Source organism: Bradyrhizobium icense (assembly GCF_001693385.1).
GTDB classification, from domain to species: domain Bacteria; phylum Pseudomonadota; class Alphaproteobacteria; order Rhizobiales; family Xanthobacteraceae; genus Bradyrhizobium; species Bradyrhizobium icense.
The window spans coordinates 5096717-5120823 of record NZ_CP016428.1 but is presented as its reverse complement, the minus strand read 5'-3'; the positions used below and the strand labels follow the sequence as shown (position 1 = coordinate 5120823).

The following is a 24107-nucleotide window of genomic DNA, read 5'->3' as shown; positions in this document are numbered from 1 at the left end:
CCTTCTTATTGTTGTTGCGTTGGGGCTGTCCTGCCACGCAAGGACACATAGTCTTGAAAGACTGCTCGCGCCTCGTCCATACGGCCGGCCCGTCGTAGTGCGTGACTGCGCAGAAGCGTCAAAGGCAGACGCGAAGAGGGGTCGTCATCAAGCGTGTCTAGTTTATCCAGCACCGCAAGTGCTTCATTGCCAAAGCCCTCCGAGATGAGAGCATAGGTAAGAATGCGAAGCAGATCGACGTCTTGCGAATCGTCATGGGCAATGAGCCGCAACAGAGCGAGAGCTTGTGCGCTCTGTCCACACACAAGGTGGACGAAGGATATTGCGCAGACCAAATCGCGCTCCTGCCCTGAAATTGGGAAGACGTCGCCGGTTTTGGAAGCATCGGCCGGCGGCGGTGGACTGGCGAACTGCGCTCCGCCCGAGTCGATCATGCTAGCCCCCAATCAAGCTGTTCTGGTTCTGCCGGAGCAGGATGAGCCGCCGGAGCTCCTGCCGCAGGGCGCCGGTCCCTTCACGCGCCGCCGAATCCTCCGTTCCGGCCCATAGCCTATCGGCCAAGCGCTCGAGAAGAACACTATGCTTCTCTGCTCGCAGCACGTCCGGGTCACGCAGGCGTGGTGTCACGAAGGAGAGCAGGCCAGTTGCGAGGCCGCGGCCATAAAGTGAAGCGAGTGCTGCACGGGGATCGATCTCAGCTATCCACACGCGCCTGTCGTTGAGACTGACACGCGAGACGGCATCGATATCGTTTACATCAAGCGCGGCCTCGATTGGCAGATCCGGCGCCTCGGTATCCGGCCAAACCGACCCGTACCTCTTCTCGCCACCGCCATCGGTGCGATGGATCTCTAAATTATGGACTTGAGGCAGGGCCGGCTTGTTCGCTGGCTCATGGTCGTGGGTGTTGAGCCTTTGCGAAGAGGTGCCAAGTCCGACAGGATGCTGGGGCAACTTGGTCATGACGATCTCCTTTCCTCGGCGGTGGAGCTCTAATAGGGGAGAGCAGCAAGCCGTCCATTCCTGCTGAGCAGTACGCGTCCCGCTTCGATTCGATCAACCGTCCATCCATCGTTCAACAGCGCGCCCACGAAGTACTTTTGACCACCAATAAGAAGATAGGGGTGGGCTCCGCGCCACACCGCCTGGACAGCAATTGAGGAGGGCGGCTTATCCTCCTTCACGGTCACTCCATTTACGAGTGTCAGCGACCCGTTTGTATGCTGATCGAACCATTGCTGAACCTCCTGCCATTTACTGACTATCGCAGGTGTCACTGTGCCCTCGGCGCTGACCACGCCTGGCCCAGGACCGATTTTGATGTTGAGAAGCCCGGCTTTGTTAACCTCCTCTTGCAGCTGTGCGGCGGCCGCATGGAGGGGGCGATCATCAGGACCATTGAGCGTCAGCTTGGGTGGAAGTGCGGCAACAGGGGGCGCATCGGGGCTCAGTGCACCGGCACTGCCGTCAAAGAGGAAGCTGATTGCAAGAGTGGCGATCCCGACGGAGCTCAGCAAGACCAAGGCGGCTGCTATTATCGAGACGCGCGACAGGCCGATTGATCCTTGCGCCGAATCCTGTGTGCAGCGAATGGACATCGTGCCCGCATGAACGACGGCAGGAAGAGAAATAACAACCCGCTTGCCTACGCCAATATCTCCGTTTCCTTCTATGCTGACTCCGGCTGCTAGGGCCTCGATCTCCATCGAATCGTGCAGGGGCGTGAGACGGAAGTGATTGGGCTCGAGCCCCTGTTCGACGAAGACGATATCGGCATCGAGGCCACTTCCTATAAGGCTCGTTCCGACGGGCGCTTCACCGGTCACCCCGGAATAGAGCCCTGATAGCACTTCGAAATGAACGGGGGCCGGTTCATTCACAGAGAGTCTCCTGAGCAACGAGAAGCCGTACGGCGTTGCCGTACGGCTGGTTCCGAATTCGTCAGGCTGTAGAGGGCATCCAGCACGCGAAAAGAGCGACCGTGAGCCCCCGTCTTGGAGCGCTAACTAACGCGCTCGTCGGCAACCTTCTTTTCGGACGAGAGCTCGGTCGTAATTCTGCGCATCACGATGCTGTTGGCCTGAGCTTGTTTGCTGACACGCTCGAGCTCGGCGAGCTGCGCTGCGAAGTCGCCAGCCCCGGTAGCACCGGTTTGCTGATTCGCCGCGACTTCAGACGGCGCTTGGGAACCGCCAACGGGAGAAACCATATCGAGTCACCTTTCTGTTTGGAAGTTACTTCTACTGATGACCTGCCTCACGCCTAACTAGCTGGCGTGACGACGGCAGGAAATGAAATCATTACATGCGCGCCTGGCGCATCATTCAAGAGAGTCAATTCGCCGTTGCCGTGGTTGCACTTCGGGTTGCTTCCTGCGGCAGGGCCATTGTCCTTGGCGGCCTTGTCGGCATCAGCCTTCTCAGGTTCCAATTTGTGAATAACCTTCTCGAAGGCTTGGTCGAGTGTCCCACCGACAGCGGAACCAATCGCCGCTCCCGACGGTCCACCGAGCCATCCGCCAGCCGCGCTTCCGATCATTTCTCCAATCATCGCATTCTCCTGTGTTCATTTCCACTAAGCTCAGTAGACGAATCGTCGCCTAGAGATCAGCACTCTCATCCTAGGAGGATTACCTTTCGAGAAGCTGACGAGGCTCACAAAGGCAGCGGAATGAGGCGAGGTGGCCCCGATTGTTCTCTCGCGGAGAACGTGTCGGTACTCTCCGTTCTTTTTTTGGCCAATGTTGGCACTGCAGGTTTTGCACCTCAGACGTCGAGTGCTGCGGGTAGGCTGGAGCGCTCCGCTAGAGTGGAGCTGTGCCAGGTGTCGGTCCCAAGGAGCATGCCTCCGGGCAGTTGACTGCAAGCTGGATCGCCTAGTGCGTCGTAACGCCGTCCACAACGTCCTCAAGATTTCGCCGGCCGCGGCGTATGTCGATGTTTGTCGGTAAGCAGGCGGACGATGTAACGCCCATTTGCCGTCGAGCAATCAAGCGGATAGACAAAGCGACTGTGGCGTTCGGGTGCAAGGGCCCGGCCTCGCAACGATTTGAGCGAAGCGACTTTGAAGAGGTGTCTGTTCAGAATATGGCCGGCCAAGGCACTTAAAGACCGCCTCGAGCATTCACGCGAGAGGCTCGGCCGACGTTCTTCAGAGAGCGTGGACGCTCGCCGGCCGCGCGTCCCAAGATGTCGTTGTTCCGACGCCCATCACGAAGAGCGGTTCGTCGCGATCACATGCTCTCAACATTCAGGTGATCAGAAAGCTGATGTTCTGGTGGGCGGTTTATCCTATCGTCAGCTTTTCGACAGGTACTCCGGATACACTTCCTGCGACTTGGATACGCTCGAGGTGAGAGTCCCGAATTGCCGTTGGGCGAGGGGTAGGAGAAGTGGTCCGCCGATCAAGGCTGTTTCCACCTGCAACAAGAGGCGCGAGAGCGCCTGCTGCTGGTCGTGACGTGGGATTGGTTTTGAAGGGCCTCGGCGCAACGTGCCAAGTTGATTGTGCGGGTGGTCCTCGCAGTCTGTCGCTTCTTCAATGCAATAGGAGTGAATGAAAATGCCGTATCTTCCCGTGGTGGGCGGTCTCAATCCGGCGGTAGGGCTCGTGCCTGAAGGCGCGCCCGCCGTTCCAATGTTCAACGTCGCATTGGGGCAGTACGCCGGCGCTGCCGGCGTCCCGGTGGGGGCCTACCAGTACCTGCCGGTAAATAGTCCGGCCGTCGTCGCTCCCGCCGTACTCAGTCCGGCCTACGTTGCCCCAACCCTTCTCGCCCCGCCGCCGCCTCCCCAGTTCGCGTCGGTCGCCCAGAACCAGAGCTCGTCATCCTCAATCGATCCGGTGTGGACGCATGAGGTCCATGACGGCAAGGCCACCATCCACCTTGGCAATAAGTATACAATTACGGCGGACGAGAAGGACGGCACCTGGACTGTCCGCAACAACGAGACCGGCCATGTCTCGAAGATCCACGGCGATCCTCATGTCGATGCTAATGGGGACGGCAAGGACGATTTCGATTTCAAGAAAGGCATGTCCTTGCAACTTGACGATGGCACCAAGATCACCGTGGATACCGCCGACTACGGCAACGGCAAGAGCATTTCATCGAAGCTCACCATCACGAATGGCAGCAACGCCATGATTGTCGAGGGGCTCGGTGACGACAAGGATGGCGCCAACAATCTGAAGGTGACGCAGTCGAACGCTGGCCTCACTCTCGATGCGCTGACATCCGATGGTTCACAAACGATCCATGAACAAGGTCAGGGTTGGGTCGACGGCGCCGGGCGCGAGGTGGACCAGGCGAGTATTGATGCTGGTGAAGAGGGGCGCGCCCCGGGCAACGGCTCTCAGTCCCAGTACACTCCTGCGCCGCTCGCTACTCCATTGTACTACTACACTCCAGTTTTCGTTCCTCCGCCCCCGCCTGTGTCGATGATCCCAGTTGCGGTGAACCAGAGCCCGCCACCTAAAGCTAATCCGGTGTGGTCGCATGAGGTCCATGACGGCAAGGCCACCATCCACCTTGGCGATAAGTATACAATTACGGCGGACGAGAAGGACGGCACATGGACCGTTCGCAACAACGAGACCGGCCATGTCTCGAAGATTCATGGCGATCCTCATTTCGATTCTGATGGAGACGGCAAGGTCGATTTCGATTTCAAGAAAGGCATGACCCTGCAACTCGATGATGGCACGAAGATCACCGTGGATACGGTCGATTACGGCAAGGGCAAGACCATTTCGTCCAAGCTCACCATCACGAATGGCGACAACGCCATGGTTGTCGAGGGACTCGGTGACAAGAAGGACGGTGCCAACAATCTGAAGGTGACGCAGTCCAATGCTGGCCAAACCCTCGATCAGCTGACGTCGGATGGTGCACAGACGATATATGAGCAAGGTCAGGGGTGGGTCGATAGATCCGGATGGCAGGTCAATCAGGCGAGCATTGACGCAAATGAGCAGGCCGCCGGGTGAGCCCGATCTGAGCACAGTTCAGAATAACGGGAGCGGGCGCTGTCGCCCGCTTTCCCATGCTTTTCAGCTGCGAGCGCGCAGGGAATCGCCTCGCTTGGGGTACCCATGCTTTTCCGCGCTCTCCCCTATCGATGATCTGGCTGTCATTATCTCTGCCGGGTAACAGTCTGCAACGAAGGCACGACTGGACGAGTGGGGCGTCTCGACCAGCAAGAACTGGTTCAACCTCAAGTCGACTGTGCGCAGGCTTATGCCAGTAGTTCCATTGTAAGGTCGATTGATTGACAAGAGCGGCACGCCTCGGCGGCCAGGTGCGCTCTGGCGGCGAACACCACGCGGCAGGAATGCGCGATCTATCGTGTGTGCGGCCAAGCGCGACGCGCCGAGTGGTTAGGCGCGTCCCCCCAAGCCGCTACGCAGCGCGCGAGGACAGGATGACCCTGTTCGGTCTATCATCCCTATAAGACACCTTATGACCTGCAAGTTCGTAAATGCGCGATTGCCTGAAGCGAGGCGCGTCCGTTCGATATGTGAACCAGACGTCTTGGGCTACCGAGATATGGATGACCGGAGTGGCCCGGAGCGACAAGAACCCTAAGGACTGTCACGCCAAGCTTACCGCAACCGATTAGAACGACCAACACCATTGTGGTGCGGATCCTCCAGCTGGGGAAGCTCCTCTCCTTCCTCTCGTCTCACCGTTGTTTGGATGTGCCGTTTGCCGCGCGTTGTTCCCGACTCTACTGGTCCGATTCAAACATCCTCTTCCGTGTCGTCCATGGCAGCGTCTAGATCGGCCTGCGCATCGCTGACAATTCGCATTGCCATCATGCCAAGAGCCGTTTCGAAAGCTTTGCGTTGTTGCGCGGCCTGCGAGTTGGCCTCTTCGACCCCCTCGGTTCCGTCAAGAGTCGCGCCGTTATTGCTTCCCGTTGCTCCGATATCGGGTGCACCTGCATTCATGTTCGTAACACCGTCTGTAGATAACCCACTCTCTCATGCTAGCAGCGTTAGCTTTCGAGAAGCTGACGAGGCTCAGTTCGTTTCATGATGAGCCATTAGAGACCGCATCGATGCTTCCGTCAGGCGGCGTCGAGGTCTGCAAAAGAAAAGCTAGTGGTGGTCGAAGGAGAGTTTTGAGGTGGGCAAGAGGGTCTCGGTGGACGCTAGCACTGCGGCAATCCGAAAAGCCTGTTTCATTAGAAGAGCTCCTTCAGGACGGCAGCTCTCGGCAGTGGCAGCCAGGAGGGGCGTCCGATTTGGCTGAGGCGCTCAAGCACCTACGTAAGTTGGGGGAAGAAGACGATGGAGGCCGACACGCTGCGTGAACCGGTGGAGCACGGTCGAGCAAAGAATGAACTGCGCACTCGTCATCATTGCCGAGGACAGCCAATAGTTTGTGATGCCGAGGAGAGACGTGAAATCCTCGATACAATGCGAGCACCTGATCTCGCAGGTCGCTGAAGTTGCGCTTGAAACGGTAGATCGGCCGGTGCTGGAGGGCGAGCTGATTGAACTCAAGGTGCGGTGCGGACCAGGACAAGCGGTGGATCAATTCGCCGGGCCTGAAACCTTCCACATGATCTTCTTGTCGCGAATCCGTTGGGAGATTTCGGGTCCGCGGATCGAAGAAATGGCCAGATCGTCCAAGCTCTTGGCGTCGAAGCGCGGCCGGTTACTCCTGGTGCGGCGGCGCCGCGACAAGCTTTGTATTTATCCTGGCGGGCGCCGGCGCGGCCACGAAACGGCGGAGCAGTGCCTCTGGCGCGAGATCAAGGCTCCAGCATGTGGCGTCGCAGGAGTTAGGCAAGCCGAGGCGGCGAGTTGTCGTGCGTTTTCGTGTGCAATGTCGTGTTCGCAACATGTTGGCTGATACTGAACAAGTGCGGCTTTGGCTTTCGGAGAGAAAGAACGTGCGGCGCTTCGTTTTGCGTCCAGCTGCCCGCGCAGCGGTCCGTGCGCGGAAGCATCAGGCGATTGGCCCGGCTTTTGCTCCCTTGTTTGCAAACGGCGTGCGGCTCCCTGCTTTGTCGGGATCGTCCGTTGCAGAATGTGAATCTCGATCCAGAGGCGATGCCATGAAGAATTGGAGTTCCGTGACAACCAAGGTGCTAGGCACGGCCACTGTTGCAATGGCCTTGACGACGCCCACCGCGCTGGCGGTCGAACACAAAGTCGAATACAAAAAGGATAATAGCAGAAATCCTAGCCTCCGGGACGTTTCTGAAAACAGCAGCGTGCTTGCCCAGATCACAGTCACCTCGGAACGACCAGCAAGCTTCACCCTTCAGAACGGGCTGCAGGTGGTGGTGATTCCGGATCATCGCACACCCGTTGCGACACAGATGATTTGGTATAAGGTCGGCTCGGCGGACGAGACGCCGGGCAAATCGGGGCTTGCGCATTTCTTCGAACACTTGATGTTCAAGGGCACAGCGAAGCATCCGCCCGGCGAATTCTCCCAGACCGTGCTGCGCGTCGGCGGCAACCAGAACGCCTTCACCGGGATGGACTACACCAGCTATTACCAACGCGTGCCGCGCGAGCAGCTCGGTAAGATGATGGAATTTGAAGCCGACCGCATGACCGGTCTCGTTCTCCAAGATGAGAACGTGCTGTCCGAACGCGATGTTGTGCTCGAAGAATTCAACATGCGCGTCGCCAACGATCCCGATGCGCGGCTCACCGAGCAGATGATGGCGGCGCTTTACCTCAATCACCCCTACGGCCGCCCCATTATCGGCTGGCGGCAGGAGATCGAAAAGCTCGACCGCGAGGACGCACTCGCCTTCTACAAGCGCTTCTACGCGCCGAACAACGCGATCCTGATCATCGCCGGCGACGTTGACGCCAATGAGATCCGCCCGATGGTGGAGAAGAATTTTGGCGACATTCCCGCGCAGCCTTCGATCCTCGCAAAACGCTTGCGGCCGCAGGAGCCGACGGCGGCGGCCCCGCGCACGGTGACGTTGTCCGATCCGCGGGTCGAGCAGCCGACCCTGCACCGCTATTATCTCGTGCCGTCGGCTCACACCGCGGCTGCCGGCGAGAGTCCTGCGCTTGACGTGCTCGCGCAATTGATGGGCGGCGGCGCCAACTCCCATCTCTATCGTTCGCTGGTGATCGACAAGCAGCTCGCGAGCAGCACGGGCGCGAGCTACCAGCGCACCTCGCTCGATCCCTCGAAATTCATGATCTCTGTCACGCCGAAACCGGGTGTCGAGTTCGTCCAGATCGAGGACGCCATCGACAAGGTGATCGCCGACCTCGCGCAAAATCCCGCGCGCGCCGAGGATCTCGAGCGAATCAAGAACCGGCTGGTTGCGCAAGCGATCTACGCCCAGGATAACCAAGCGACGCTTGCGGGCTGGTATGGCGCCGCGCTTACAACGGGGCTCAGCATCGACGATATCCGAAGCTGGCCGGACCGCATCCGGGCCGTCACCGCCGAGCAGGTGCGTGAGGCCGCGCAGAAATGGCTCGACAAGAAGCGGTCGGTGACCGGCTATCTGATCAAGGATTCTGCGCCCAAACGTGAGGAGAAGCGCTCGTGACCTATTCCTTCACAGGGCGTGCCGTCCTCGGTGGGGCCTCGCTCGCGATCGCGACGCTCGGCTCTGCACCATCGCTTGCCGCGACCAGGATTCAGCGCCTGGTCTCGCCCGGCGGTATCGAAGCCTGGTTCGTGCAGGACGCTACCGTCCCGCTGATCGCGATGGAATATGCCTTCGGCGGCGGAGCGACCCAGGACCCCACCGACAAGCCCGGCGTCGGCCACATGGTTGCCAGCCTGCTCGATGAAGGGTCTGGCGATCTCGACTTCAAGACCTTTCACGAGCGGCTCGACCGCCGCGCCATTGAGCTGAGCTTTACCTCGACTCGCGATCAGTTCCGCGGTTCTTTGCGCATGCTCAAGGACAGCAGGGACGAGGCCTTCGACCTGCTGCGAATGGCGCTGACCGCGCCGCGTTTCGAGGCGTCCGATGTTGAACGGATCCGTGCCGCGGTGCTCGCGAACCTTCGGCGTGACTCCACGAATCCTTCAACGCTCGCCAATCGCAAGTTCCTCGAAGTCGCCTTTAACGATCACCCTTATGCCCGCCAGGCCGGAGGCACGGTCGAGAGCGTGCCGAAGATCGACGTCGCCGATCTGAAGGACTATGTCCGCCGCGTGATCGCCAAGGACACGCTCAAGATCGCGGTGGTCGGTGACGTCGATCCAGAGACGCTCGGCAGATTGCTCGACAAGACGTTTGGCAGCCTGCCGGCCAAGGCGGAGTTGACGCTGGTCCCCGATGTGGTCGCGGCAAAGCCGCCGCAGCGCGTCTTCACTCCGCTCGACGTGCCGCAGACGGTCGTGACCTTCGGCGGTCCCGGCGTCCGCCGCAGCGAGCCGGATTTCATGGCGGCCTGTGTCGTCGACCACATCCTCGGCGGCCGCGGGCTGTCGTCGCGGCTGTTCCGCGAAGTCCGCGAGAAGCGCGGGCTCGCCTATTACGTCCGTGAGACGCTGCTCTGGATGAATCATTCCGCTGTGTTCATCGGCGATACCGCCACCCGCGCCGATCGCGCCGGCGAGACGGTCGAGGAGGTCGAGAAGCAGGCCCGCCGCATGGCTGAGGAAGGCCCGACCCAGCAGGAACTCGATGATGCCAAGTCGTACCTGAAGGGCTCGCAGATGCTGGCGCTCGATACCTCGTCAAACCTTGCGCGGGCGCTGCTACAGTGTCAGCTCGACAAGCTACCGATCGACCATATCGAGAAGCACAGCGCGCTCGTCGATGCGGTGACGCTGGAGGATGCCAGGAAGGCGGCGCAGCGGCTGTGGGGCCAGGGTCTGCTCACCGTCATCGTCGGCCGCTCCCCACTGGCCGCAGCCCAGTCGACCACCGCGCCATCGGCCACGACGCCGCCGCCAGCGGCAGTACAGTCAGGCGCCGCGCCATCCGCCGCAACGCCGGCAACACCCAATTAACTTTGTGTTCGTGAGGTGACATGCGATCTGAACTTCTTTTTTGGGGGCCGCGACAGCTGCGGTCGCGGCAACCGGTGCCGTCAATGCGACGGATCTCGGGCCGGCAGTAAAGGTCCCTCCGGCACTGTGGAGCCGGATCGGAGGATATGTCGGCGGGCACGTCGGAGCCGGCGACGGCCGGTGATCGTTTAGTGATCCTTATGTCGGTCGATTTACGGTGAGTCGTCGATACCCCTGTGTTCCTGGCTGGAGGTCAGATCGGCCAAAACTGGCAGAGAGAGCACTGCGTTTTTTTTGGCTCGAATTGGATACCGGGGGCGCTGCCTCGGACGGTACAAACACCTGTCTTGCCGTCTCCGGCGTTGAGTGAGCGCAAAACTCAAAGCAGGTCCCGACGTCTTCTTCATCGGGCCCTGCGTTGGCCCGCACGGCCACACGCTGGCCTTTTTCAAGGCACGGTTGGGTCGCGGCGATGTCGTCAATAGCAACGAATTCTTGCCGTGCGCCACACGGGGTCACTCATTTCGACTATGGTCGTGTCGGTGCCACACTCGGCGCATCGAGCAAGTTCTCACACCGGCATGGTCTGTCAAATTCAAGCCGCCATCTGATGTTCGAGGGAAGAGCACAGCATGGAACGATGGGGCACGTTCCTGCAGGCCCCATACAGGTTAGGCTGAAGATGCTCGCTCGTCGCTCTAAGCTTCGCACGGCCGAGACGATACAGTGACGTGGGCACGGATCCTGCGGCTAGGTCGTGTGGACTCTTGGTATTCCGTTGAGCCGCCAATGCCTGACCAATTCTCTGAAAGGACGCATAGCTAATTGAGTACACTCATCTTGGCGGGAGGCCAAGATAGCCAAGATAGTCGACGCCGGCCAGAAAGGACGTCGCAAGGTGCTCCTGCCGTCGGCGACGTCGCGAAAGTCTGCTGGCGCGAGTATGTCCGCGCCGCGGGCTGGGCTATGGAATGCCTACCCGGTGGGCGCGTCGCCGTGCGATTGTCCAGGCCAAAGGCCTGCGTCCAGCGACGGTTTGATACGAACAAACCCCTCTTGTCGAAATTCGGCTGTGTGGGGCATACCCAGCATGGTGAAAGTTGTGGTCCGGGAGGTATTGCTAGGCAAGAGGCCGGCCCTCCTTAGTATGTTGATCTGGGCATCCGAAGCCGTATGGGGAAAGAAGACCCAGTGGTCGGCTATGAGACGCTCGTTTTCGGGAATGAAATCTGTGAGTTCCAACAGCGGAGCCCCGGCGGACGAGGACGGCCCGGCTTGCGAAGGCCCGGCTTGCGAAGGCCCGGCCTGAGACGGTCCAGCTTGCGATGGTCCAGCCTGCGATGGCCCGGCTTCCACATTCTGCCAAATCAGATCAGGATCAAACTCTGGGAGTTCCGCGATGGCTTGAGCAATCGGCTGCTGCGAGCCGGGCTGCGGAGAGCTTTCCCTGGCGGCCACCAATGGCCCGGGAGAGCGCGCAGCCGGCGCATATAGATCATCGTCCCAATCCAACAGTGATGAATAGGGATGCCCCGACTCCAAATATTGCGAATAGGGATGCCCGGCGTCCAGATATGGCGAGTAGGCTTCGCCCTGCTGCACGGGAGACCCCGCAGCAGGTGGCGGAGCACTATCTTCGAACTCGCGCAGCTGGTGCTCAAAGCCCGCTGGGCCCGCGGGCGGTGATGGTGAATCGGGCTGCGGGCTTGTGTTCGTTGGGCTGATTGAGTTGAAATCCATCCTGTTCCTCCTTTGAAAGTTTGGCTCGAGCCCTAGTTCGACGAAGGCCATTTGCATTGCGACCTCCAGAGAACCGTTTCGAAGGCTCGTGTGGAGTGCAGCCTCCGAGCTGCCGGCAGAGCATCGGATGCCCGATGTGCATCTCCATTACGATGGATTAGGCGGCATCGCCCTCTAGACATCCGCTCTCATGCTAAGAGAGTGAGCTTTCGAGAAGCTGACGAGCGTCAAAAGGATTCGCAAAGAGCCAATGGAGACGGCATTGACCTCCGCCGAAAGCTGCCGCGGCATTCTAATTCATCTCTGGCTTGGCGCAGGCTCGCGCACGATGCTGTCCTGACGCGGCGCGTCGGAAGAATAGGGAGCTTCCGGTCGTCCATCGCGAACGACCGTGGTTGAGGAGCCACGAAATAACTTCAGGACCGCTTCCCGCGGCTGCTTTTCGACGGCAGCGTGCGGCCGCGCCTGCGCCTCCGCTACAAGGCCGTTGAGCGTCTGGTCCAAGAGCGCGATGAAACGTGGTGGACCAGAAACCAGGACGAGGCCATCTCCTGGTGCCGGTCTCACAAGGTAGCGCTCGTCGGAGATGTTGAGTGCATCGAGGGCCGCTTTGAATGCATCGAAGCTGATCGGCTTCAACACAAGCAGACGACTTTGCGCCTCATTTGCAGCAGATACATACAGCACGAGCCCATCGTAGTACCATTGAAGATTGTAGAGATTGGTCAAACGATCGAGGAACTCGCGTGGTGGCAGATCTGGCATGCGCCCGCGAATCCGACCCTTCACCTCGGCGCTTACGTTTACTCTGATATTGAGGTTGTTACCGAATTCCAGCAGTGCGGCAGACAGGTCCTGATCCAGAACCGTGTAGCTATAAGGTGCCGAAGGCAGCGAGAGCGGAGCCCCAAATGCCGTGAGTACCCCGGTGCAAAGGAAAACTCCTGCGCCCGCAACTCGGTTCAAAATGTTCAGGATCGTGCGTCGGCTTAGCATTCCCAAGTCCCTTCGGCTTGAGAACAAATATTAAGACTTCGCCCAAATTGGAAGCCAAACGTGATCTTTAAAATCGCCTTATGGCTCGCGCGTTCGTCAGCTTGCGGTCAGCTGGCTTCTTTACGGTATGGATCATCAATTCTTAACAACGGCGTGTCTCATCGGCGCCAAACCATCGACACCATCGATCATGTTAGGCGCTACGCCGATCTCTCTGAATCCTGCCGAAGGTCTGTCCGGGCTATGTCAGACGGCAGCTATCGGCGAGCAGAGCCAGTTTCAGTAGACTTTTGTTCAGGTGGCGTGGCGTCGATTCAAGACGCTGCCTCCTCAGTCGTAGATAGATCGGCATAGATTCTGTCGGTATCGGAAGTTCACCATGCAATAACACAGGCGAGCCCGGTGGGCGAGCGCGTCCTCCAGACACACTCTCTCTGCAATATATCGGAGTAATACAGGTCCATCTGTCGGCAGTGTGCTCGCCTGGGATGGTTCGGACCGAGTGATACCAGCCAGTTTTGCCTAAAGCCGCCATCAGCATCGGCGCGCTAAAGATGCGCCGATGGTGCGTCCAAGGACGTAACACTTACTTGGTGCGCCCATTGGTGACGGAGCTTGATCGAGCCAGGCGAGATAATCGCGCATTGGCCCATCGTCGAGTAGGATTGGCTCGTCGCGGGTAAACCGTTACGCCTTTCGCTGTCACGGCTCTTCAGTACAGACGAAGCAGAATCACACAATTGAATCATCCTGAGAACTCGTCAGCTTCTAGAAAGCTAACCATCCTAAAATGAGAACCGGATTCTCGAGGGCGAGGCCGCCTAGCGAGCGCAAATGGAATGAACGTGGGCAGCGCGCGGTTCTCCGTGTAGTCGGATGGGCTCGATGTAATCGGAGGATCGCGGCTTGCAGCTGCGCCAATTTCTTGTTGTTGCTGTTTTCGATTGGCAAACGAGATTTGCTGTTGAAACCTCCCTCGCCTTGAGCCGTGCACACGTCCGAGCTGAGCTGGCGGATTTGCGCACAATCGACATTCTCAAGGACGATTAGAGTGGATCGCAACAACATCAACCCATTCAGCCCTGGTGAGTTTCAGGCGTACAACGCCCCGCTGCAGCAGCAGGAGCAAGAACCGGGCAATACGAGCCAGCAAGCGAGGTTTGAGCAGCAGCTGAGCGAGCTGCAACACAGTGCGTTTTATGAGAGCTCCGCAGAAGCGGGTTCGCCTGATGGGCAAACCGCAGACGGAGGTGAAGCGATTCGGCGCACTGATGTCGGCGGTTCGATGCAGGTGCCGCCCATTCAGGGCCACTCATTCAGCAGCACGCGCCAAAGCGTAGACATACCCCATACTCCCTTCGGCCGTTCGACTGAAGTGCCGTCGAAGCGAAGCCGCGAGAACGATGGCCCGGACGAGGAGCTTTTTTCTAGATTCCGCGAGGCATCAAAGAAAAGCCGAGCCAGCGATGGCACGATCCGCGAGGAAGCCAAGAAAAGCGGACCAAGCGATCGCACGATCCGAAGGGATCTAGAGGTACTGCGCAACTTCAGCGCCTGGCTTCAGGCGAAGCAGAAGCCACCAATCAGCAGCCAACTAGAGAATCTTCAGGCATTGCGTGCCGAGGGGAACGAGTTTGCGGCCAATGATGTTCGCTTGGGCGCTCGTATCGAGGCAGCGTTGACAAGGCTCGAGCAATTCGCAGTCGGAGCGCCGGTGACAACGTTGACGCGAGGCGGCCGGCCCGTTGAGGCTCCCGTCACCGCATTCGGAGCGTCGGTGATGACGTTGCCGCGGGGCGGCCGGCGGGTCGAGGCTCTCGTCCCCGAGGACGAGGCGCTCATCAACGCTGCGTGTGACGAAGGCGTTAAGCGCGGCTTTGCGGCGGTAACCATGCAGGAGTACCGTAGGGCTCTTAACAGCTTCGGTAGGTGGCTCAACGAGCGCGGGGTTAGCATTACTCAGGCTCGCCCCGAGGAGCGAGACCGCTATATTAATTCTGGGAAGGGCTCGTATCTTAGAGAGTTTCCACGCGCGTGGAATCTTCTTCAGAACTACCGACAACGCGCCAACGCGCCGCAGCCGTTCCCGCCTCTGGAAGTTTCCCCGAGCGCGGATGACGAGGCGCTTTTTCTCGGATTCAGCGAGGTGGCCCCGAAAATCGGCGTGAACCTGTGGGCACTTCGCCAGTTCAGCGCCTGGCTTCAGGCGACACAGAAGCCCTCAATCAGCACTCGAATTGAGAATCTAGAGGCTTTACGTGCCGAGGCCGACGAGTTTGCGGGCGATGACGTTCGCTTGCGCAATCTTCTCAGGACGGCGTTGCCAAGGCTCCGGCAACATCAACAAGCTGTCGAGGCGAACCGAGCGCTGGGATTGGGTCCACCGGAACAAGCGGGCTCGGTCGCCGGTCAAGACGCTCTGCAGCCGAGCTCGTTTCAGGAGCTTCCGGCAACGCCAGCCACTCCGAGCGAGGGATCGTGGGATTGGCTTAGGGAGCAGATGCAAGAACCAGCTCCATCATCCTCTGCACCACACCCTGGCCCGCAGCCGAGCTCGTTTCAGGAGCTTCCGGCGACGCCGGCCACCCCGAGTGCGGGAGCGTGGGATTGGTTTAGGGAGGCGATGCAAGAACCCACTCCGTCGTCCACACCACACAGTGGCCTGCAGCCCAGCTCTTATCAGGAGCTTCCGGCGACGCCGGCCACCCCGAGTGCGGGAGGGTGGGATTGGTTTAGGGAGGCGATGCAAGAGCTCACTCCGTCGTCCACACCACACCGTGACCTGCAGCCCAGCTCTTTTCAGGAGCTCCCAGCAACGCCGGCCACCCCGAGTGCGGGAGCTTGGGATTGGTTTAGGGAGGCGATGCAAGAGCCCACTCCGTCGTCCACACCACACCGTGACCTGCAGCCCAGCTCTTTTCAGGAGCTCCCGGCAACGCCGGCCACCTCGAGCACGGGAGCTTGGGATGGGTTCAGGGAGCAGATGCAAGAACCCATTCTGGGTTCGTCCACGCGGTACCGTGGCTCGCAGCCCAGCTATTGGGACTGGCTTAGGGAACAGGTGCAACAACCAGAGCCATCGTCGTCTGCCAAGGCTGCGCCGTCAATCATCCATGAGGGCCTTGAGCCAGTGCCTCATCCGAATGCGCCCACAGTGTCTGAATTGCGTGACGATGTGCGTTCTGCGCCGGCGCGTGGTAGCACCAGACCACCGTCGTTCATCGGGCCATCAGCGCCCCCTCAGGAGCTACCGGAAATCGGACATTTGGTCGACAACTGGCGCCACCGCTCCCAGCCGGCCTCGGACGCCCTGATCGACATACTTGGTAACATCGGTCTCTTGCCGAACCAGTTCGGCCCAAGCCAGTTCGCGATCAACGGTGAGCGTTACTCGGCCACGTTTGGGCCGGGAGGACGCAGGGACGTTCAACTGATCCATCATCCGCGCCCTAGCCAGATGAGTGAAGTCCGGCGATCCCGTCAGCCGCTCCACGAGTCTGGGTCATCGTCCTCAGCCAGCGCTCCCTCAGACGTTTATGGCAGTGCTCAGTCACTGGTTGATTTCAATCCAATCACACAGTCCGAGTTGCGTAACCATGCTCTGCCAATGCAGGCGTCGTCTCCCGGATCAGGGACCTATCGCGGCCGAGCCGATTTACCGGATATCGGACCTTTTGTCGGTGATACTTGGAACCACAACCGCTGGGACAATCAAGGCGAGGGCCGAGAGGTCTCGCATCGCGGCATGATGTACATACTAAACACATGGAACCTACTTCCGACCCCGCAGAACCGGCGCATACAGTTCACCATCAACGGTGAGCTCTACACGGCCGAGTTGAGGAGCAGGCAAAGTAACGCGATCTTGGGATCCGGCCACGTCGTTTATCTCATCTATCACCCTCAACGTGACTGAAGAACGCGCTTGGGCTGGGAGTCCCCGAGTTCTTCGTTTTCGATGCGCTCAACATCCCATGGCAGCGAAACTGCGAATTCCGACGATCTCGCGCGCGTGTACCGACGCGCTGCGGCCTGCGAATTCCGAGATGATTTCGCCACCATTCCGAAATGATCTCGCCGGGCGTGGAGGCGTCTTCTGCGGATGCTTCTGGCTCTGAGCAAGTCGCACGGGATTGGGGCCTGACCTGCCAGCGAATAGGGAAGGCCCGGACGGTACTAGACATGAACTCCGCCAGCGCCCTAGCTCTCGAAGGAGGTACTCTCGGCAGTGTCACGGCATCGAGCAGCTGATCGATATTGCCTTGAAATCCTGCGACAGCCGGAGCTTCGTTCAGGAACGCTTAGGCCGCAAAAATGGCAAAGCCATTGATCGCTCTCAACGGAGCCTACAAGCTGGAAATCCGTAGCATTTTTCTCCGCAGACGCTGGTGCCCAAGCGGCTTCTCGGCGGTGAGAGAGCGTGGCCGCGCCTATCGTTCGGCCACAAGGCCGTTGAGCGTCTGGTCCACTAGCGCCATGAAGCGTGGCGGACCGCATTTCCCGGTGCCGGTCTCTCAACATAGCGCTCGTCGGAGATGTTGAGTGCATCGAGCGCCGCTTTGAACGCATCGAAGCTGATCGGCTTCAACACAAGCAGACGATTTTGCGCCTCGCTTGCAGCAGATACGTAAAGCACGCCCATCATTGTATCATTGAAGATTTCAGAGAGTGGTCACATGATCGACGAACTCGCGCGGTGGCAGATCCGGCATGCGCCCGCGAATCCGGCCCTTCAACTCGGTGCTGATGTTCACTCTGATATGGAGGTTATTATCGAATTCCAGCAGTGGGCAGACAGGTCCTGATCCAGAACCGTGTAGCTAATAGCTGCCGAAGGCAGCGCGAGCGGAGCCCCAAACGCCGTGAGTATCCCGGTGGAAAGGAAAACTCCTGCGCCCGCAACTCGGTTCAAAATGTTCAGGATCGTGCGTCGGCTTAGCATTCCCAAGTCCCTTCGGCCTGAGAACAAATATTAAGACTTCGCCCAAATTGGAAGCCAAGCGTGATCTTTAGAATCGCCTTATGGCTCGCGTGTTCGTCAGCTTGAGGTCAGCTGGCTTCTTTACGGTATTGACCATCAAGTCTTAACAACGGCGATGTCTCATCGGCGCCAAACCAATGACACCTTCGATCATGCTAGGCGCTACGCCGATCTCTCTGAACCCTGCCGACGGTCTGTCCGGGCTCTGCCAGCCGGCAGCTATCGGCCAGCAGAGCCAGTTTCAGCAGACTCTTCTGCATGTCGCTTCGACATCAGACGCTGCCTCCTCAGTCACAGATAGGGCAGCGCCCGTTCCTGCGGTGTCAGAGGTTCAGCGTGCAGCAGTGCAGGCGAGCCCGCCTGGCGAGCGCGTGCTCCAAGCTCTCTCTTCGATGTATCGGAGCAATCCCGTTCCTTCTGCAACGAGCGGCGGTGTGGCCGCCATTTCGAAGACCGTTCAACCTGGGCCGGCCGCTCAGCCGCTTTCGCGGTCGCAGCTAGTCGGGGTGAACCCCGCGGGCAGGCCGGAAGGGGTGCTCGACTTCGACACGATGGTTGCGGGTCTGCGGGACGTTTACAAGGGTGTCGTTGAGGTTTCGCTTGTGTCCAAGAGCACCAGCGCGGTCAGCTCATCTTTGAACAAATTGCTATCGGCGGGCTGAGTTCGTTGACGTCTGGTTTCATCTATGGACAAAGCGGCCATGCCCGCCTATGCGGTCGGCGGTTGCGTGTTTTTGCCGTGCTGTCGCTTCTCCTCCCCTTGATTGGCTGTAAGGCTGATCTCTACACCAAAGTGCAGGAGCGCGAGGCCAATGAGATGCTTGCGCTCCTGCTTAGCAAGGGCGTCGATGCGGTCCGTGTTACTGCCAAGGACGGGACCAGCACGATCCAGGTCGAGGAGAAGCAGCTAGCCTATTCGATTGAGCTACTAAATCTCGAAGGGTTGCCACGCCATCCTTTCAAGAACCTCGGCGAGGTGTTCAAAGGATCGGGCCTGGTCGCCTCGCCGATCGAGGAGCGCGCCCGCTACGTTTATGCCCTGAGCGAAGAATTGTCGCGTACGATTAGCGATATCGACGGCGTCATATCCGCGCGTGTCCACGTTGTTTTGCCGAAAAATGATCTATTGCGCCAGGACACGATGCCGTCCTCAGCGTCGGTGTTCGTTCGACATAACTCCAATGCAAAGCTCTCGCTCCTGCTACCGCAGATCAAAATGCTGGTCGCCAACAGCATCGAGGGCCTATCCTATGACAAGGTGGCGGTGGTCTTTGTGCCGGTCGAGCGGGCTCCGCTTGAACGTCCGGCCCCGCCAGCTGCGTCCGCTCAGTCGACCAAATCCATTTCAGACCCGCTACTTGCGGCCGCTATTGGGGGAGGCGGCGCTGCGCTTGGCCTTCTGTGCTACATATTCCTGGGCTCTCTTATGCATCAGCGCGCCCAGCTGTCGCGCGCGCGATCCAGACTTGGCAACCGTTCGAACACGCCCGCTATCGCGCCTCCCGGTAAAAAGATCGCTTCCGATAAGGCATAGGAGTGTGCAAATGCCCATGCCGCTGCCATCCGCCGGTTCTCATACGTGGTCCGAATGGCCCTCTGAGGGTCTGCGCGAGCTTGCTGCCTCGACCCATCTGACCCGATTTGCTGCCCGTCTTGACGCGCGGCTGTCGGCTTCGACTTTGGTCCGGCTACAGAAGAGTTCGAGGCTGCAGGTAAGACTTGCTGAAATGCTGCTTGGTAATGAAATGGACTCCAACGGCCGTAACTGGGGAGACGATCTTCTGCTCGGCCATGATCCGAATAGGGCTGCTTTGCTTGCCGGCAGTATCTGGCATGCTCGCTCGCTCCTAAAGCTCGTCTCAAAGCAGCATCTCGCGATGCTGCTCGACCGTATCGGGGCAGAAGCGCACGCTTTCGGTATCCGGAACTTGGCCAGCGCGGTCGCAATCACCACTACCGCTGATCCGGAGCAACTTTCGCAACAGATTGAACACGATGGCCATGCCTGCCTAGGTGCTTGGCTCGACGAAGCCTCGGCACTTGATCGCACGCGCGTGCTGTTACGCTTGCCCATGGGCACTGCTGCCGAGAATCCAGCGGCCGAACACCGCAATGCCGCGGGCCCAGTGCTTTCCTTGGTGATAGCCCATTTGTCGAGGGAGACGCCGCGGCATGACAGCTGATGACCCAGCGCTGCCAGTGGCCCCCGAGATACGTCCTCTCGGGCCTCTCATACCGGCTGCCGAGATCGGGATCTGGTGCGATGCCGTAGAAGCACGCGCGGCTGCCGAGCGGCATCTGCAGCGCGTTCGCGGCTGGGGACGGACAGCTTATAAGCGGGAGCGGGCGCGCGGCCGTGAGGATGGCTTCAAGAGCGGCGCCGAGGAAATGTCTCGGCTGATTGCGCAGGCTGCTTCCGCACTTGCGCAGCGAAAAGCCATTCTGGAGCAGGAGTTGCCGCAGCTCGTCATGGAGATCGTGAGCGATCTTCTGGGCGCGTTTGATCCAGGCGAGATGTTGGTGAGGACCGTTCGTCACGCGATCGAGCAAAAATATGGTAGCGCGGAAATATGCCTTCATGTCTCTCCTCTGAAAGCCGATGCGCTGGCGCGCGAGTTCGCTACGTGCGATGGACAGGAGGGCCGGCCGAAGGTGCGGGTTGACCCGGATCCGGCTCTAACGACAGAGCAGTGCGTGTTGTGGAGCGAATTTGGCAATGTGGACATTGGCGTTGCCGCTCAGCTCCGAGCTCTACGCCTTGGCCTGGGTTTGCCATCAAAGGAAGACGGGCCATGACCACATCAGCGACAGATGCGGCCGGAGAGAGGAATCTGCACGCTGCGCTATCGTCTCTGAAATCTACAGCAAAGCATATCGACACGCGCGCTGTACGAGGGCGGATCACACGGGCGGTCGGCACCTTGCTCCATGCCGTCTTGCCAGAGGCGCGTATAGGGGAGCTTTGCCTGCTGCAGGATCCCCGCACCGGATGGTCGCTCGAGGCTGAGGTGATCGGCCTATCGCAGGATGGGGTATTGCTCACTCCCATTGGTGACATGGCGGGCCTATCCAGCCGAGCAGAAGTGGTCGCGACCGGACGAATGCATGAAGTGCCGGTCGGCCCCGATTTGCTTGGCCGGGTGATCGACAGCTTCGGCCGTCCGATCGACGGAAAGGGGCCAATCAACGCCGCTCAGACTCGTCCGCTGCGCGGCAAGGCTCCCAACCCAATGACAAGGCGCGGTATCGAGCGAACGTTCCCACTCGGCGTCCGTGTCTTGGATGGGCTTCTGACATGTGGCGAGGGGCAGCGGATCGGCATCTACGGAGACCCAGGGTGCGGTAAGTCGACGCTCCTGTCGCAGATCGTAAAAGGCGCGGCTGCCGACGCCACCATAGTCGCGTTGATCGGTGAGCGCGGTCGTGAAGTGCGGGAATTCATCGAGCAGCACCTTGGTGAGGCAGCACTTCGCCGCACCGTCGTTGTCGTTGAGACTTCCGACCGCTCGGCAATGGAGCGAGCGCAATGCGCTTACATGGCGACGGCACTCGCCGAATATTTTCGTGATGAAGGACTTCGCGTCGTCCTGATGATGGACTCATTGACGCGCTTTAGCCGCGCCATGCGCGAAATTGGCCTTGCGGCAGGAGAGCCGCCGACGCGGCGCGGCTTTCCGCCATCGGTTTTTGCGATGCTTCCTGGGCTGTTGGAGCGTGCCGGCATGGGCGAGCGCGGCTCAATCACGGCCTTCTATACTGTGCTTGTCGAAGGCGACGGCTCGGGTGATCCAATCGCCGAAGAATCACGAGGCATTCTTGATGGCCACGTTGTTCTCTCACGCCTTTTGGCTGCGCGCGAGCATTTTCCAGCTATTGACGTGTTATCAAGCCGCAGCCGCGTGATGAATGCGGTCGTGTCTGAGTCGCATCGAAAGGCGGCTTCCTTCTTCCGTGATCTGCTCTCGCGCTACGCCGAGGCCGAGTTCTTGGTGAAGGTTGGCGAATATGAGCACGGCAGTGATCCTCTGACAGACCGGGCAATTAATTCGATCGAGGAGTTGCGGAAATTCCTGCGTCAGGGCGGAGACGAGGCGTCAAGCTTTGAGGAGACGGTCACATGGATGTCGCGTCTGACCGCGTGAATCGTGTCCATGCCTCGAAATTGCGGCTAGTGAAGGATATGAGACAGCAGAGCGCCCTTCGTGAGGTGTCCAACATGGAGGCCAAACGCCGCACCGCGCTCCAAGCGGTGGAACAAGCTGTCCGGGATCTTGCAACGGCCGAGAAAAACCAAGCGGCGCTCGAAGCGCAGCTTTACCGAGAGCTGGCATCTTTTGGTTCGCTATCTGTCGAAGAGCTCGATCGTCGCTGTCACATCGTCATTGGACGGCTCAAAGCTGAGATCGCAGGAGCACGCCGAAGGCTTGAGGAAGCGCGCGCCGCTCAAGAGCGGGCCGAGGCGGCGGTCTTCGAGGCGCGGACCACTTTGACCAAGTGCTCGGCGGCGAGTCACAAATGGCAGCAAATTGAAGGCGACGCTCAGCGCGCGAGTGATGCCCATTCGGATGCGGAAGCCGAGATAGAGGCCGATGATGAGGTTTTGCTTCGGTATGGCAGTGGTTCGCGTACCCACACGGCTAGCGACTGAATTTGATGGCTTCTGCTCTCATGCTAGAGAAAGCGCCTTGTCTTGTAGACGAGCCTGCGACCATGGCTCCGGGCGAACAATCGGGATTTAAACCGGCGTTAACCCTGTCCCCTGCCGTCGTCTCCTGGCTCAACGAGATCGCTGCTGCCCGCAAGCCTCTGCAAAGTCGTCTCAGCGATAAGCCGGTATCCGTGCGGATGGAACGGCTTGTCTGGGAGCCGGAGCCGTGCGCCGTATCGATGCTCGACTGCGTTTGGGCCATCGGACATGAAACAATCATCTTATCGTTGGCCCGTCCGGTTGTAGAAGGGCTGATCGCGACGGTGCAGAGTGGGCTTGGCCTACCTGCCGAGCCCACGCGTTCGCTCCTCGTCGAATTTGCACTCGATCCGTTGCTCGATCAACTAGAGTGCCTGACACAGCAGAAGTTGCAGCGGATCTGTTTGAGCGAAGCAACGGCTAGGGGTCCTTATCTGGAGCTCGAAATCACCTACGGCCCATTCAAAGGCAAAGCGCGCCTGTTCCTGTTCTCGCCTCTCGATGGTTCAGTTCCACCTGCCTTTCGGGCGTTAGGCGGACTGCTCAGGCAGCTGCCGCGAGAGGCAAGCCAGCTTCCCCCAGAATTGCCTCTCATCGTTAAGGGAGAGATCGGCTCGCTCCGTGCGACGGTCGCGCTGCTGGAAAAAGCAAATGCAGGAGACGCTCTATTGCCGGACGTAATACCCTTCGCCCGCGGCCAAGCCATCCTCAGCGCAGGAACCTTATGGGCTCCGGCACATGTTGCAGAGGATCGCTTGATCGTGCGGGGGGCATTCCGCCTCCAACCACATCCCCTGGAGTGTGCACATATGATGACCCAATCCGAAAAACCCCGGCCGCCGTCTGAAAGTGATCTCGACGACATCGAGATAACTCTTATTTTCGAATGCGGCCGCTGGACTGTCGCACTCGGAGCCTTGAGGGATATCAGCGAGGGACATGTGTTCGAACTTGGCCGGCCGCTCGACGGACCGGTTGATATCCTTGCTAACGGCCGCCGCATCGGCCGCGGCGACATCGTAAGCATCGGCGGGGAGCTCGGCGTCAGGTTGCGAGGTAGGTTGGCCGTCAATGACTGACATTCAACCGGGAATTCTTGGACTCCTTGCGCTCACAGCCGGCCTTGGCCTGCTTGCATTCCTAGTCGTAACAAGCACAGCGTTCATAAAGGTGTCCGTCGTGCTCTTCCTCGTTCGCAACGCGCTCGGGACTCAATCTATCCCACCGAACCTAGTTCTATATGGCGCGGCGCTGATCCTGACAGTTTTCATTAGCGCGCCAGTGATTGAACAGACCTATAATCGCCTTTCTGCGCCACAACTCCGCTACCAAACGGTCGATGATTGGCTGAGCGCCGCAAAGGAGGCGCAGGAGCCGATGCGTGATCATCTGAAGAAGTTCACCGCTGACGAGCAGCGCCGGTTCTTCTTGGCTTCAACCGAACAGGTCTGGCCCGAGAATATGCGCGGCAACGTGAGCGCCGATGACCTGGTCATTCTGGTGCCGTCTTTCTTAATTTCAGAACTCAAGCGTGGCTTCGAAATCGGCTTTCTTCTCTATCTGCCCTTTATCACCATCGATCTGATTGTAACGACCATCTTGATGGCCATGGGTATGTCGATGGTTTCGCCAACGGTGATATCCGTGCCTTTCAAGCTGTTTCTATTCGTCTCAATCGACGGCTGGTCGCGGCTCATGCACGGGCTGGTGCTCAGTTACACAACACCGGGAGGCTGAGC

The 24107-nt window shown here is 59.4% G+C and carries 23 protein-coding genes; 14 read left to right on the top strand and 9 right to left on the bottom strand.

Annotated elements, in window-relative coordinates; translation table 11 throughout:
• Positions 1-5 precede the first annotated feature (5 nt).
• The 5 genes from LMTR13_RS24245 to LMTR13_RS24225 all read right to left on the bottom strand — a co-directional run bounded on the left by LMTR13_RS24245 (position 6) and on the right by LMTR13_RS24225 (position 2550).
• The gene (locus LMTR13_RS24245; protein ID WP_065730006.1) at positions 6-434 is read right to left on the bottom strand and encodes a histidine kinase; all 429 of its coding nucleotides are present in this window, start codon (positions 432-434) and stop codon (positions 6-8) included.
• 1 nt (position 435) lies between these two features.
• Complete coding sequence (locus LMTR13_RS24240) at positions 436-963, bottom strand: hypothetical protein (protein WP_065730005.1); 528 nt, start codon at positions 961-963, stop codon at positions 436-438.
• A gap of 29 nt (positions 964-992) precedes the next feature.
• Positions 993-1880 (bottom strand): SctD/MshK family protein, encoded by an 888-nt coding sequence (locus LMTR13_RS24235; RefSeq protein ID WP_065730004.1) that lies wholly within the window; start codon positions 1878-1880, stop codon positions 993-995.
• 122 nt (positions 1881-2002) lie between these two features.
• Complete coding sequence (locus LMTR13_RS24230; protein WP_065730003.1) at positions 2003-2209, bottom strand: hypothetical protein; 207 nt, start codon at positions 2207-2209, stop codon at positions 2003-2005.
• Positions 2210-2262: 53 nt separating this feature from the next.
• Entirely contained in the window at positions 2263-2550 is a 288-nt protein-coding gene (locus tag LMTR13_RS24225) for a hypothetical protein (RefSeq protein WP_065730002.1), read from the bottom strand.
• Between the two features lie 1011 nt (positions 2551-3561).
• Here LMTR13_RS24225 and LMTR13_RS24220 point away from each other — a divergent pair.
• A complete protein-coding gene (locus tag LMTR13_RS24220; protein WP_065732951.1) occupies positions 3562-4989 on the top strand; it encodes a DUF1521 domain-containing protein in 1428 nt (475 codons plus the stop codon).
• A gap of 753 nt (positions 4990-5742) precedes the next feature.
• Here LMTR13_RS24220 and LMTR13_RS24215 read toward each other — a convergent pair.
• Positions 5743-5952: a hypothetical protein gene (locus tag LMTR13_RS24215; RefSeq protein ID WP_065730001.1), complete on the bottom strand. Its 210-nt coding sequence runs from the start codon at positions 5950-5952 to the stop codon at positions 5743-5745.
• 1274 nt (positions 5953-7226) lie between these two features.
• Here LMTR13_RS24215 and LMTR13_RS24205 point away from each other — a divergent pair.
• Positions 7227-8543: a M16 family metallopeptidase gene (locus tag LMTR13_RS24205; protein ID WP_236843076.1), complete on the top strand. Its 1317-nt coding sequence runs from the start codon at positions 7227-7229 to the stop codon at positions 8541-8543.
• On the top strand, positions 8540-9964 hold the full coding sequence (locus LMTR13_RS24200) for a M16 family metallopeptidase (protein ID WP_065729999.1): 1425 nt from the start codon (positions 8540-8542) through the stop codon (positions 9962-9964). The genes LMTR13_RS24205 and LMTR13_RS24200 overlap by 4 nt, the downstream gene beginning before the upstream one ends.
• Positions 9965-10939: 975 nt before the next feature.
• Here LMTR13_RS24200 and LMTR13_RS41835 read toward each other — a convergent pair.
• Both LMTR13_RS41835 and LMTR13_RS24190 read right to left on the bottom strand, forming a co-directional pair.
• Positions 10940-11704, bottom strand: a complete 765-nt coding sequence (locus LMTR13_RS41835) for a hypothetical protein (RefSeq protein WP_065732949.1) — start codon at positions 11702-11704, stop codon at positions 10940-10942.
• A 297-nt stretch (positions 11705-12001) separates the two neighbouring features.
• Positions 12002-12700 carry a secretin N-terminal domain-containing protein gene (locus LMTR13_RS24190; protein WP_156795745.1) on the bottom strand — a complete coding sequence of 233 codons (699 nt, stop codon included), beginning with the start codon at positions 12698-12700 and terminating at the stop codon, positions 12002-12004.
• Positions 12701-13606: 906 nt separating this feature from the next.
• Here LMTR13_RS24190 and LMTR13_RS40990 point away from each other — a divergent pair.
• Together LMTR13_RS40990 and LMTR13_RS24185 are read left to right on the top strand one after the other, a co-directional pair.
• Positions 13607-13750: a hypothetical protein gene (locus LMTR13_RS40990; protein WP_156795744.1), complete on the top strand. Its 144-nt coding sequence runs from the start codon at positions 13607-13609 to the stop codon at positions 13748-13750.
• A gap of 1 nt (position 13751) precedes the next feature.
• A complete protein-coding gene (locus tag LMTR13_RS24185; RefSeq protein WP_065729998.1) occupies positions 13752-16616 on the top strand; it encodes a hypothetical protein in 2865 nt (954 codons plus the stop codon).
• Between the two features lie 552 nt (positions 16617-17168).
• Here the strand turns inward: LMTR13_RS24185 and LMTR13_RS43755 are convergent.
• Positions 17169-17342: a hypothetical protein gene (locus LMTR13_RS43755; protein ID WP_418219717.1), complete on the bottom strand. Its 174-nt coding sequence runs from the start codon at positions 17340-17342 to the stop codon at positions 17169-17171.
• A gap of 34 nt (positions 17343-17376) precedes the next feature.
• Here LMTR13_RS43755 and LMTR13_RS43750 point away from each other — a divergent pair, with 34 nt between their 5' ends.
• The 9 genes from LMTR13_RS43750 (at position 17377) to sctR (ending at position 24105) form a co-directional block, all read left to right on the top strand.
• Positions 17377-17505 (top strand): hypothetical protein, encoded by a 129-nt coding sequence (locus tag LMTR13_RS43750; RefSeq protein ID WP_418219716.1) that lies wholly within the window; start codon positions 17377-17379, stop codon positions 17503-17505.
• Between the two features lie 313 nt (positions 17506-17818).
• The gene (locus LMTR13_RS41830) at positions 17819-18343 is read left to right on the top strand and encodes a nodulation protein NolB (RefSeq protein ID WP_335622038.1); all 525 of its coding nucleotides are present in this window, start codon (positions 17819-17821) and stop codon (positions 18341-18343) included.
• A gap of 62 nt (positions 18344-18405) precedes the next feature.
• Complete coding sequence (gene sctJ, locus LMTR13_RS24170) at positions 18406-19215, top strand: type III secretion system inner membrane ring lipoprotein SctJ (protein ID WP_269465885.1); 810 nt, start codon at positions 18406-18408, stop codon at positions 19213-19215.
• 16 nt (positions 19216-19231) lie between these two features.
• Complete coding sequence (locus LMTR13_RS24165; RefSeq protein ID WP_236843492.1) at positions 19232-19864, top strand: nodulation protein NolU; 633 nt, start codon at positions 19232-19234, stop codon at positions 19862-19864.
• Positions 19854-20477, top strand: coding sequence for a type III secretion system stator protein SctL (gene sctL, locus LMTR13_RS24160; RefSeq protein ID WP_065729996.1), 624 nt, complete (start codon positions 19854-19856; stop codon positions 20475-20477). Before LMTR13_RS24165 ends, sctL begins: the two co-directional genes overlap by 11 nt.
• Positions 20474-21823: a type III secretion system ATPase SctN gene (gene sctN, locus LMTR13_RS24155; protein ID WP_065729995.1), complete on the top strand. Its 1350-nt coding sequence runs from the start codon at positions 20474-20476 to the stop codon at positions 21821-21823. Before sctL ends, sctN begins: the two co-directional genes overlap by 4 nt.
• Positions 21799-22329, top strand: coding sequence for a YscO family type III secretion system apparatus protein (locus LMTR13_RS24150; RefSeq protein ID WP_065729994.1), 531 nt, complete (start codon positions 21799-21801; stop codon positions 22327-22329). Before sctN ends, LMTR13_RS24150 begins: the two co-directional genes overlap by 25 nt.
• A 62-nt stretch (positions 22330-22391) precedes the next feature.
• The gene (gene sctQ, locus LMTR13_RS24145; protein ID WP_065732945.1) at positions 22392-23447 is read left to right on the top strand and encodes a type III secretion system cytoplasmic ring protein SctQ; all 1056 of its coding nucleotides are present in this window, start codon (positions 22392-22394) and stop codon (positions 23445-23447) included.
• Complete coding sequence (sctR, locus tag LMTR13_RS24140) at positions 23440-24105, top strand: type III secretion system export apparatus subunit SctR (RefSeq protein WP_065729993.1); 666 nt, start codon at positions 23440-23442, stop codon at positions 24103-24105. The genes sctQ and sctR overlap by 8 nt, the downstream gene beginning before the upstream one ends.
• Positions 24106-24107 lie beyond the last annotated feature (2 nt).